This window comes from Acetobacter sp. AN02, assembly GCF_029759835.1.
GTDB lineage: Bacteria > Pseudomonadota > Alphaproteobacteria > Acetobacterales > Acetobacteraceae > Acetobacter.
Genome location: NZ_JAJJND010000070.1, coordinates 1 through 11,977 on the forward strand (window position 1 = coordinate 1; position 11,977 = coordinate 11,977).

The 11,977-nt window shown below is 61.1% G+C and carries 9 protein-coding genes; 3 read left to right on the top strand and 6 right to left on the bottom strand.

The genetic code is table 11. From position 1 onward, the window contains the following. Positions 1 to 27 precede the first annotated feature (27 nt). Together LOC54_RS08865 and LOC54_RS08870 are read right to left on the bottom strand one after the other, a co-directional pair. Positions 28 to 1,251, bottom strand: coding sequence for a hypothetical protein (locus tag LOC54_RS08865; protein WP_279313455.1), 1,224 nt, complete (start codon positions 1,249 to 1,251; stop codon positions 28 to 30). After that, positions 1,248 to 2,297: a COX15/CtaA family protein gene (locus tag LOC54_RS08870; protein ID WP_279313456.1), complete on the bottom strand. Its 1,050-nt coding sequence runs from the start codon at positions 2,295 to 2,297 to the stop codon at positions 1,248 to 1,250. Before LOC54_RS08870 ends, LOC54_RS08865 begins: the two co-directional genes overlap by 4 nt. A gap of 140 nt (positions 2,298 to 2,437) precedes the next feature. Here LOC54_RS08870 and LOC54_RS08875 point away from each other — a divergent pair, with 140 nt between their 5' ends. From LOC54_RS08875 to LOC54_RS08885, 3 genes are all read left to right on the top strand, one after another. Further along, positions 2,438 to 3,124 (top strand): TVP38/TMEM64 family protein, encoded by a 687-nt coding sequence (locus tag LOC54_RS08875; protein ID WP_279313457.1) that lies wholly within the window; start codon positions 2,438 to 2,440, stop codon positions 3,122 to 3,124. Positions 3,125 to 3,248: 124 nt separating this feature from the next. Next, positions 3,249 to 4,535: a multidrug effflux MFS transporter gene (locus LOC54_RS08880; protein WP_279313458.1), complete on the top strand. Its 1,287-nt coding sequence runs from the start codon at positions 3,249 to 3,251 to the stop codon at positions 4,533 to 4,535. 137 nt (positions 4,536 to 4,672) lie between these two features. Beyond that, entirely contained in the window at positions 4,673 to 6,931 is a 2,259-nt protein-coding gene (locus LOC54_RS08885; protein ID WP_279313459.1) for an ATP-binding protein, read from the top strand. Positions 6,932 to 7,001: 70 nt separating this feature from the next. On the opposite strand, the gene spt is transcribed toward LOC54_RS08885, so the two are convergent. The 4 genes from spt to LOC54_RS08905 all read right to left on the bottom strand — a co-directional run bounded on the left by spt (position 7,002) and on the right by LOC54_RS08905 (position 11,538). Next, entirely contained in the window at positions 7,002 to 8,207 is a 1,206-nt protein-coding gene (gene spt, locus LOC54_RS08890) for a serine palmitoyltransferase (RefSeq protein ID WP_279313460.1), read from the bottom strand. 9 nt (positions 8,208 to 8,216) lie between these two features. Further along, entirely contained in the window at positions 8,217 to 8,465 is a 249-nt protein-coding gene (locus tag LOC54_RS08895) for an acyl carrier protein (RefSeq protein ID WP_279313461.1), read from the bottom strand. A 140-nt stretch (positions 8,466 to 8,605) separates the two neighbouring features. Further along, on the bottom strand, positions 8,606 to 10,312 hold the full coding sequence (locus tag LOC54_RS08900) for a fatty acyl-AMP ligase (protein ID WP_279313463.1): 1,707 nt from the start codon (positions 10,310 to 10,312) through the stop codon (positions 8,606 to 8,608). A gap of 95 nt (positions 10,313 to 10,407) precedes the next feature. Then, positions 10,408 to 11,538: a sensor domain-containing protein gene (locus LOC54_RS08905; protein ID WP_279313462.1), complete on the bottom strand. Its 1,131-nt coding sequence runs from the start codon at positions 11,536 to 11,538 to the stop codon at positions 10,408 to 10,410. Positions 11,539 to 11,977 lie beyond the last annotated feature (439 nt).

Here is an 11,977-nt window from a genome sequence, read left to right on the forward strand (position 1 = left end):
CGGGATGAAGCTGCTCATCTCACCACCTTACAACATCACCACTTCACAGAGTACCCCAACCCGACAGGCTGCTAGAGTGGAGATCGACCCGGGAAACAGGAACAGCAGGGGTAGCAGCAGAAGAAGAAGGGGAGAGATCGCTTTCAGCCTGTCCCGGGGAATCCTGTTGATAGCGATAACCAGGAGAAAACCGGCTGCGAGGAAAAAGAGTATCAGGTGGATGAGGCCGGTATCGGTGAAATTCGTACCTGCGATGAGGATCAGGCTGAGGGAGACGAGAACGGATGCAAAAACAAGCATACCGGCAGACCAGACGTCTTTCGGGAAGATATGGAATGTCTCTTCCACAGTATTCGTCGGGATAGCGCGGCATCCGCGCCACAGGAGGACAGGCAGGATGATGGCAGCTGCACAGCTGATCAGTGCTGTCCAGTAAAGGGTCTTCTGTTCGTCGGAAAATTCCAGGACGAGTCGGGCGGCGAGAGCAAGGAACAGGATGAGCGATCCCGTCATGCAGCCATATAGACGCCACTCTCCTGCCGTGGCGGGCGGGCAGTTCAGGAGGGTCCATGGAGTGTGCGGACCCTGACCGGCATTCGGAGGAGCTGTTCTGCGGGCAGACCAGAGCCATGTACCGATCAGGCTGCTTATAATACCGGCAAGCAGAAGCCTTATGAATCTGGAGTGGAAGATATTTCCGGCCCAGGTGAAGAGAGGAGATAACAGTCCGGTCGGGAGCAGCCACGCCAGCGAGGGCAGCGGAACTGCGAACAGCCAAGTGACGAGAATGCTGATCCCGATAAGGATTCCGAGTCCGCAGGCCACAAAGATGAGGATCTGCCCCGTTCGCGTGAGGAGGCGGAACGACGGGACAGGAGGCGTTACGGTCGGGTCATGCAGCTTTTTATATGCGCGGACGAGAAAAACCAGCGGGGCATAGATCCATAATGAGGCGACAGCCCCGCACAGCAGGCCCGTGATGCACAGCAGTGTGGTTGTCAGGCTGACGAAGAGTGAGATCAGCAGGAGACCCGGCTGGCTGATGAAGTCCGGCAGATTGCCGATATGGATCTGATAGTAAAACAGAATGGCGAGGCCCGGGACGGCGGCGATAATGCCCGGGCTGATAAGAGGCAGAATTCTGCCGACGATGGCCCGGAATGGTCCGTCCGCAGGCGCCGCTGCCGTATCCGGCGCAGTCCCGGTTGCGGGCGGCGCGGTCTGCTGCACTGGCGGCGGGGGCTGACTCACCGGCATCCTGCTTTTGCGCCGCGCAGTGTGTGGAGAGTGAAGAGACCCAGGCCGAGGAGGATGGCGGCAAAGGTCTGATGGACGGCGCCGGCCCAGACGGGAACGACAAGGAGGAGAGTCGTCACGCCCAGGGCATACTGGATCAGCACGGCCCATCCGAGAAGCGTGAGGGCGACACGGGTCAGGGGCGCGGGCCTGCTGCGTAGACCGGTGATGACGGTTGCGGCGATGGTCAGCGCGGTGAGGGTGGCAAGCAGGCGGTGATTGAACTGGATGGCCGGAATATTTTCGAACCAGTTGAGCCACAGCGGAGAGAGTTTTGCGTAGTGTCCCGGGATGAGATGTCCGTCCATCAGCGGGAATGTGTTGTACGCGAATCCTGCGTGGGTTCCGGCGGTAAAGCCTCCGGCGATGATGGTGACTGAGATCAGGCCGAGTGTGGCCATGACCATCATGCGGGTCCTGCGGGCAGCCGGAAGGTCTTCAGTCGCGGGCGGTTCGGGCCAGCGGACGGACAGCGCGGTCCAGAGGATCGCGACATAGAGAATGAGTGCGGCGCTCAGGTGCAGAACCAGGCGGACGGGTTCGACGGCGGTGCTGTTTTCACGGAATCCGGAATGGACCATGAACCAGCCGATTCCGCCCTGAAGTCCGCCAAGGATGAAAAAGAGCAGCAGACGGAGCGTGAGGCTGCGCGTGATCATGCCGCGTATGACGAGGAAGATCAGCGGGATGAGGAGCACCATCCCCATCAGCCGCCCCCAGAAGCGGTGGATCCATTCCAGCCAGAAAATCTGCTTGAACCCGGCAAGACCGAAGCCCTGGTGAAGGATGTGGTACTGGGGAATGCCCTTATAAAGCTCGAACTGGCGTTCCCATTCGGCTTCGGACAGGGGAGGGATGATGCCCGTGACGGGTCTCCAGTCCATGATGGACAGGCCCGAGCCGGTAAGGCGTGTCGCGCCTCCGAGCGCGATCATGCCGAGCAGCATGAGGCAGATGAGGAACAGCCAGGCCGAGACCAGGCGGCGGTTTCGGGGCGTCATGGGATCGGTGCTGAACATGGCGGATTATTAACCCATTGTTCCGTGCGGTGGTATGGGATCTGTCATAATAACGCCATCTCTGCGTGCATGACTGGGCCGGTGAGTTTGCGCGGGAGAGCAGGTATTTACGGACGGGGTGTATGACGGATCTGCGTGTCGGGCAGGATTCGGGGTTTTCGGCGTTCCGGCGTCCGCTTCTGATGATGGGGCTGATGCTGGCGGCTGTTCTGGCAGTCCGCGAAAGCGGTGCGCTGTCGCATATCCTGGATCGTGTCGAGATGTTCCGCTCCGGAGTGTCCGGACCTGCTCTGTTCTGCCTTCTGGGCGGTCTGTGGTGCGCCTTTGGCCTTCCGCGTCAGGTCATGTGTTTTGCGGCCGGAACCGCGTTCGGTCCCTGGTGGGGGTGTCTGGCGGCAACAGTCGCGACGCTGGCGGGAGCCTGCACAGGGTTTTTCGCGGCGCGCGGAGGGGTCCGCCGGGGCCTTGCGGAAGGCGGGCGTCTGGCCTGGCTGGACCGTGTTCTCACACGTGAGCCGTTTCTGGCGGTTCTGACCTGTCGCCTTCTGCCGGTGGGATCGGCGCTGCTGATTTCCCTGCTGTCCGGGGCGACGTCCATGCCGTTTCTGCCGTTTCTGGCGGGATCTCTGATCGGCAGTCTGCCTCAGACCCTCGTTTTCGTTCTGATCGGCGGCGGTCTGCAGGCCGGGAGCGCTCTTGGTGCATGGCTGCCTGCGGTTCTTGGTATTTTTCTCTTTGCGGTCTCCGGTATTCTGGGGATCGTTCTGTTCAGGCGGCTGTCAGCCGCCGAGCGCGGGAGCGAGGCGTAAATCCTCTTTTCATCTTCCTGGCGCCTTTCTGTCTTCGTGTCGGGATGTGCGGTGCCGGAGTGCTGCCTTTGCGCCTTTCTCCGGCAGCGTGCCGCAGATCTGAATTTCCTTTCATGGGGTTGTGATGACCGGTCCTTCGGGAAAATTGCCGTCGGGAAGCGGGCGGAGCTATGTGCCACCCTCGCGGATTGCGTGGTGGATGCCTGTTCTGCTGGGCGTTCTGACGGCTGTCGGTCCGATTTCCACGGACATCTATCTTCCGGCTTTTCCGGCGATGATGCGATCCCTGCACACGTCCCTCGGATCTGTGCAGATGACGCTGTCTGTCTGGTTTGCGGGGCTGGCGATCGGGCAGCTGACGGTGGGGCCGCTGTCGGATGCTCTGGGGCGGCGGCGTCCGATGATTGCGGGCAATCTGCTGTTTGCCGTGGCGTCGGCTGTCTGCGCCTGGGCACCGGATATCACGACGTTTTCGATCGCCCGGTTCGTCGCGTCGATAGGAGCGTCTGCCAGTCTGGTGGTTCCGACGGCCTGCGTGCGCGATATGGTCCCGGACCGGACGGCCGGGGCGCGGATGATGTCGCGTCTTGTCGTCGTGATGGGTGTCGTTCCGGTTCTGGCGCCGATGCTCGGGGGGCTTGTCGTGACCCTCGTGTCGTGGCGTGTGATTTTCTGGGCGTCTGCGGTGTATGGTCTGGTCTGTGCGCTTCTGGTTCTGCGGTTCCTGCCGGAGACCCTGCCGCGGGGACGGCGCTATCGCCTGTCTCCCTGGGTTTTTGCGGAGCGCTACAAGCTTCTGCTGCTCAACCGGATGTTTCTGTCTCATGCCATGACGGGCAGTTTTTCTACTTTCATGTCGTTCAGCTATCTGACGGCGGCCTCTCCGGTTTTCATTCTTGATTTCGGATTCACGCCGTTCCAGTTCTCGATGCTGTTCGGTGTGTTTGCCGTGTTCATGATCGGGGCCTCGCGCTGGAACGGGAGCCTCGTGACCCGGGTCGATCCGGGGCGGGTTCTGACGCTCTCCGTCTATGTGGCTCTGGTGGGCTGTATGGTCCTGATGGGGATTTCGGTCTGGGATTCCCTGTTCCCCGGGCAGCCGGGCCATCCGAAGGCTGAATTCCAGGCATTTCTGACGATTGTTGCGATGATTGTGGCGCTGGGTGCGACGGGCCTGATCTATCCCAATGCGACGATGGGGGCTTTGTCGGATTTTCCGCATCTGGCCGGTGCAGCTTCGGCGCTCTCAGGGACGCTGCAATATGTAATGGGAGCGATTGCGGGTACCGTGGTCGGCAGTCTTCCGGGCGGGACGTCCCTGCCCATGGCAGCCGGGATGCTCGCGGGTGCGGCAGGGATGCTGATCGCGGCACGGTTCCGGCCGGCTGCCGCCGCGAAGTCCGGGCCGTGAGATCCGGCTGCCGAGCGATGCAGCCGCGACAGGAGGGCGAGGGAGCCGGTCGGAAACAGCGGCTTGACGGATTCGCACACCGCGTCAAATGGTGTCCTGTCGCATTTTCCTGTCCGTAAGACTGTTCCGGAGCCTTCATGGCGCAACATCCTGCCCGCGGGGCGCAGCTGCTGGCTCTTGCCGGTGCCGCCCTGCTGATCATTACGTTCGGCACCCTTGCCATGCAGCTTGGCAACGAGATGGCCAGACATGGAAGGCTGGACAGCAAGAGCGCCTGGTCCGAGCAGTATCTCCGGCAGATGCAGAAAGACGTCAGCGACTCCCGTATCTGTTATTATGCCTGGCGTGCGACGCATGAGGCGGAACAGCAGAGCTGCTTTTCATCCGGAATCCTCAGCCTTGCGACTCTGAGCCGGGATTATACGGTTTTCGAGGATATTCAGGAGCGCCTGGGACAGAATCGTCCTGAGAGCCTGCAGCATGTCCTGACGTCTCTCAAGGAAATCACGTCATGGCACGGTGCGCCGGAGGCGGCGCTTGAGCGTGCGGACACGGATCGGGTTCTGGCCGCCCTGAGCACAACTCTCGCCACCCTGACCCGTGCGGATAATGCCGGGCGTGCCGGGCGGCTTGCGGATCTTCTGCGGAACACGGACTGGCAGAAGCGTCTGGATATCATCGGGATCGTGATCGGTGTTCTGATCATGGGGGCTGCCGGATGGCTTCTGGATCGCGCCTCTCTTGCCGCGGCGCGTGCGGAAGCGGGCAGCAGCCACCTTGCGCTGCAGCTTCGTGCGGTTCTGGACAGCCTGCCGGTCGGTGTGGCGGTTTTTACGACGGACGGGCGGCTCCGGCATCACAATGATCGTTTCGGGGATATCCTGGGTCTGACGCCGGAGACCATGACGCAGGATCTGAGCTATTCCGAGCTTTCGGACCATCTGGGGCGAAGCGGACTTCCGGTGCTGGAGTCCTTCTCGCGGATCAGCGAGCGGCTGCAGCGCGAAGGCGGAAGCAGCGCGCCGGTCTCGGTTGAGTGCAAGGGAATCAACGGTGCGGATCTCGAGCTGACCTGCACGCCGTTTGAGGCCCCGGATGCACCTGTTTCCGATGTGGATCGGCGTGGCTTCATCATTACGGTCAGCGATATCTCGATGCGGCTTCGCAGTGAGCGCGCTCTGGGAGAGGCACAGAAGCTCCGTGCCGTCGGCCAGCTTACGGCGGGAATCGCACATGATTTCAAGAATCTCCTGACGATCATTCTGGGGAATCTGGATCTGGCTTCGGATTGCGTGACCAATGATATGGCCGACCGGCGGCAGGAAAGTCTGGACGCCGCAGCACATGCGGCGCGCGGGGCTGAGGCCCTGACGGGGCAGATTCTCTCTTTCATGCGGCGCGAGACGCCCTCACGCGAGGTTGTGTCGGTCAGTGATGTTCTGGTTCTGATGCGCGGGCTGCTGGCCCGTGTGATTGGCACACGGATGCGCGTGGAGTGCGATAATTCGAAGCGCGTCTGGCCTGTGAGCGTGAATGCGGCACAGCTTGAGAGTGCGATTCTCAATCTGGCGATCAATGCCCGCGATGCGATGCCTGAGGGCGGGACGATCCGGATCTGCGCCTATAACAACACGTTCCTGACAGACACGGATCTGATGGTGCTGCCGGTTGAGGACGGGCGGGTCATGCGGGTGCTTTCAGACCCGACACCGATTCAGGCCGGGGCCTGGGTCAGGATCGATGTGACGGATTCCGGAAGCGGAATGACGCGTCAGGTGATGGACAGACTGTTCCAGCCGTTTTTCACTACCAAGGGGGATGACGGGCGAGGAACCGGCCTTGGCATGTCGATGGTTGTGACGTTCGCACGTCAGTCCGGCGGGCGTGTGGCCGTGATTTCCGCTCCGGGGCGTGGAACGCGCGTGTCTCTGTGGCTGCCTTCAGCGGGCGAATCCGGGGAGGTGGAAATACCTCCGGCCCCGGAGGAAAATACGGTTCAGGCTGAAGATGCGCCGTTACGCGTCCTTGTCGTAGAGGATGATCCGGCGATTCGGGATATCGTCGTTACGATTCTCGGTATGTCCGGCTACGCCGTGACAGAGGCGGGCGACGGGGATGCTGCTCTGGATCTCGTATCCGCTCCGGGGCAGGTGCCCGATATTCTCGTGACGGATGTCCAGATTCCGGGTGCACTGAACGGCTTTCAGCTCGCACGGGTTCTGCGTGAGCGGTTCCCCCGGCTCGGAGTTGTCTGCATGTCCGGTGAGTTTGTGTCCGGAGACGGGAGCCGCCCTGCGGATGCGCCTGAATACGCGCAGCTTCTGCCCAAGCCGTTCCGGCGCGATGCTCTGGCTGAGACAGTCCGGCGTGCGACCGAGGCGCGTCCGGTCGCCTGACCGGTCAGGGCACGGAGAGGCTATATCCCCTCCCGTGTCCTGTGTCCTCAGATCTGTCCGGGTTTGGTGATCAGGCGGCTGCGAGAAGCAGACCGCACTCGCGCGCGGCTCTGGTGAAGATATCCACGGCCCGGCTGATCTGTTCGGGCGTGTGTGTGGCCATGACCGAGCAGCGCAGCAGCGGATGATTGTCGGGTGTTGCGGGCGGCAGACTCAGATTGACGTAGACGCCAAGTTCGAGCAGACGATTCCACAGCGCGACCGCCTCGGGCGTTTCTTCCAGGGTGACGGCAACGACCGGGCTGACATGGCGGCTGGTTCTGAAACCGGCCTGCGTCAGTCCGCTGTGGAACTGCCGGGCGTTATCCATCAGCTGAGCGCGCAGCTCCGGCCGTGTCGCGATTTCCTCAAGATTGGCAAGAGTTGCGGCAATAACATCCGGCGGCAGGGAGGCCGTGAACATATAGGGGCGGCACTGAAGCCGGATCAGGTCCAGCTCCGGGTGATTGGAGACGCAGTATCCGCCGACGGTTCCGAAGCTTTTGGAGAAGGTTCCGAGGACAAAATCCATGTCCTCCAGAACACCCGCCTCTTCGGCCGCACCTTTTCCGGTCGGGCCGAGCACGCCGAAGGAATGGGCTTCGTCCACCAGGAGCATCGCGCCGGTTTCACGCCGGATGGCAGCGAATTCCTTCATGGGGGCGACATTCCCCGTCATGGAGTAGATGCCTTCCGCCACGATCAGCCGCCCGCCGGGCTGTCCTTCCAGGCGACGGAGGCGTTTGTGCAGATCGTCGGGATCGTTATGGCGGAAGCGGATAACCTGGGCGTAGCCGAGCTTTGCCGCGTCGTAGATGCTGGCGTGGCTGTCCGCATCCAGCAGCAGATAGTCATCCTTGCCGGCAATGGTGGAGATAATGCCGAGATTGGCCTGGTATCCGGTGGAGAACACCATGCAGTCGCGCTGCCCGAAATAATCCGCGATGCGTGTTTCGAGGTGGCGATGCAGACTCTGCGTTCCGTTGGCGATGCGGGAGCCGGTGGTACCGACTCCGAACTCGCGCACGGCCTTCGCGGCAGCTTCGACAGCTTTCGGAGACTGGCTCAGCCCGAGATAGTTGTTTGTTCCGAAAAGCAGGGTTTCCCGGCCTTCGATCAGTCCGACGGTGGAGGACAGGGGGCGTTCGATGACAACATCGAAGGGATTGCGACCGCCCCCGGCTGTCAGCGCCTGAAGCCGGGCTCCGGTACCATTGAATTTCTCGAGCAGGGTCATGGAAAAGGCTTATGCTCCGGATTTCAGCGCGATGACGGCATTTGCCAGATCGTCCACGGTCCGGACGTCTGCAAGCCGGTCGAGCGGCACGGACACGTCGAATGTATCTTCGATGTCCATCACGAAGTTCATGACCGCCAGGGAGTCGAACGCCAGATCTTCCACGATCCGGCTGGAGCCGGTGATGTCGCGGGGAACTTTCGGGTTGGCGAGCAGCTTCTCGAGGATGACGGCGGAAACTTCGTCGGCAGTCTGCATGGTCGTATGGTTCTCCGCACGCCGGGTGCCTGCATCCCCGCGGGGGTGAGACCGGTCCGGACAGAAATCAGAATCGTCCTGATACCGGACTCCCGACAGAAAGGCACCCCCGACGGGGGTCAGGGGGAGTTAATTTTTGCTCAGGCGGCAGATTCTGCCGGCGGTTCCGAGCGGAATGCGCCGGCGAGGAACATGGCCCTCGCCCGTGCCCGGGTGAGTTTTCCCGAGGAAGTCTGAGGCAGGGAGTGCGGCGGCACCAGCACGATTTCCGCATCGACGCCATGCATCCGCCGGAAGATGCCTGAAATACTCTCGCGCAGTTTCTCGCGGCGTTCCGTATCGGTCAGGCGGCACTGCACCAGGGCAACAACCCGCTCATGACCGCCTTCTTCCACGGAAAAAACAGCCACATCACGTGAGCGGAGACCAGGGATATCCTGTTCCGCGCACCATTCGAGATCCTGCGGCCAGATATTACGGCCGTTGATGATGATGAGATCCTTGGCACGGCCCGTGACCACGACCTGTCCGTCGAGCAGATAGCCGAGGTCTCCGGTGTTGAGCCATCCCTTGCTGTCTAGGGCTTCCGCCGTTTCCTCAGGGAGGTTGTAGTATCCGCTCATCAGACTCGGGCCGCGCGCACGGATCGTGCCGATCCGCCGTTCGGGGAGCCTGCGACCGGAGGCATCGTGAATCTCGATCTCGTGGCCGGGCAGCGCCTGTCCGCACAGCACGAAGGTCCGGCGCGGGGCCGTGATATCGGTGCAGGGGATGGCAATGCCTTCCGACTCCAGGCGCCGGAGATCGATCGTATCGGTCCGGACACCGGTATTAAGCGGAGCAAAGCTCAGCGCGAGCGTGGCTTCGGCCATTCCGTAGCTCGGAACAAAGGCTTCAGCCCGGAATCCGGCCTGTGCGAAATGCGCGGCAAATTCCTCAAGCACGTGCGGACGGATCATGTCTCCGCCGATTCCGGCAGCGCGCCAGGACGACAGGTCCAGACCTTCCGCGACGGGGCGTTTGGCGCAGAGTTCGAATCCGAAAGACGGGCTGTAGGACAGCGTGCCCTTATTACGGGAAATCAGATCCAGCCACACATGCGGGCGGCGGGCGAATTCGCGGGTCGGCAGCAGATCCACGGTCAGCTGGCAGGCCATGGGCGTAAGGAAGAACCCGACGAGGCCCATGTCATGATAAAGCGGCAGCCAGGAGACACAGTGGTCTCCGGTCTCACGGACCTGCAGACCGTCCCGGCAGATGGACCGGGCATTGGCCATTCCCGAGCGGTGAGTAACGCAGATCCCCTTGGGGAATCGCGTGCTGCCCGATGAGAACTGGAGATAGGACAGGGCGTCAGGGCTGATTTCGGGCAGGCTGCACGGGGTGAGCGGGCAGGAGAGCAGATCAGCCGGTGCGCCTGCGAAGACCAGGCTGAATGGTTCGGCGATTTCACCGGTCCAGCTTCCGATCAGATCCGGAATGACGACGGCGGACATTTCCGCACTGCTGATCATCCCGTGGAGCGTTGCGATATAGGCCTCGCGCCCGCCGAAGGCGACGGGCAGAGGCATCGGCACGGCGACGAGACCGGCATACTGGCATCCGAAGAAGATGCGGGCGAAGTCCCCGTCGCTATCCGCGACAATCCCGACGCGCTCGCCGGGTTTCATGCCGAGTCCGAGCAGGCGCTGGGCTGTCTCCCGGGCTTCCCTGCGCAGGCGTGCATAGCTCAGGGCCTCAAGCAGATCCCCGCGCCCGGAATAGATGTTGTATCCGGATTCTCCGCCGGCCGCGTAGTCCAGGGCGGCGGTGAAGGTCGGGAAATCACCGAGACGCCGTGCAATCATGGACTGATCGCAGCGTATGGGAGCGGTGTCCGGAGTCTCTGCGTCCGGAGCAACGGTCTGGGAAGTCTGAGGGAACACCCGGGCAACCACGTTCATCAGCAAGCCATTCTCAGGTAATCGACTACGGCATCCGCTCCGACAGGAGCTGTCGGCTCATCTCCCGTCAGATCGAAGGTGTCGCGTATGTAATTCTTCTGCCGGTCTGCAAAACCGGCATGGGTTTCAAACGCACGCCCAACGGCATCGGTGATGTCGTCAGATGTGTTAAGGACCTCGCCCAGAGACCAGAAACGGTAATCCGGACTTGTTTCCCATGCCGCATCGTGGGCATCGAGGAACAGACACGGACGAGGCCTGACCAGAAATTCAGCCACCTGGGAACTGACATCTCCGAGGTACAGGTCTGCACCCATGGTATAAGTCATGTCCAGGCTCTTCGGGCTGCCCGGATCTATATGGATGTGGGGCAGGTTGCCGAAGGCCCGGCGAAGCTGCTCAACCTCGCTGCGACGCGTGTCGAACAACCTGTAATGCGGCGCGAATACCAGATTATAGCGGTCCTGTCGCGCGAAATGTGTCAGAATATTAAGACCGAATTTCGGCCATGACGACAGAGACCGGCTGAAATGCGGGTTGTACAGCACGGTCGGCCGGTCATTATCGAACAGTTTCGGACGTGCAGGCTGCATGCGCCGGACCATGTCGAACTTGGCGTAGATCCCTGTCTTATAGTGTCCGGGCCGGATCGATCCGTCGGCCAGCAGGCGTTCTTCCACCTTTTTCCCGGCCATCAGCACATAATCAAAAAGTCTGACATCACGGGCGAAGCCGATGGCACGGTCTCCGGCGCCATGGCGGGTCCAGATCATGCGCGGTGCGCTGATTCCAAGCTTGCGCAGGAAGAGCGTGGTGCGCTCGGGAACAACAACCCCCTGAAATGAAGAGAAATAATTGTTGTTAAAGAAAAGGCAGGCGAATTTAGAGAAAACCGTATGCCCGTGACGCTCGACGGACCGTCTTATTCTTTCGGGAAGATGCAGCAGCTCGAAGCGCGCGGTGGCTTCCGGATAGAAGGAAGAGAGATGCCGGGCATAGTCGAGATGGGCCTGCGTCGCACAGGCAATATGCACCTGCACATCCGGATGCCGGCTGGCGGCTTCCATGGCGATAGGCAGAGAGTGCAATGTCTGATGAGGCTGGGCAATATACGGAAAAAGCAGGCGCATCAGTTACTTACCTGTATCTCTGCCTCGTCTCGCAGGGAATCTGCAAGGTCGGGGCCGGGGACGGGGTGCGTCAGAAATGATGTTGTCCCGGCTCGGGCATGTTGCCGTGCATGAGACAGAGACCGGCTGGACGCCCTTGTCATACGTCTCCCCCGAAAGAGGAAGGATATCCGATGACTCAGTCGTCTCGGTCCGTCAGTGTTCATATGACCATTCCGTTTCAGCTAGGCAACTCGGGCCGGAGGGTGTGGTGGGTGATTTCGTGAGTAATAAGGGAATGGCACGGAATTATGTCTTTTCCCGGACGCTTTTTCCGCATTTCCCTATAATTTCTCTTGTATTTCCTTTATTGTTCCTGTTTTGTTTTCCTGTCTTTCTGATTTTTTTTTGAATTTCTGTGTTGACGGTGTTTGCGGGTGGGGCTTATAAGCCGCTCACC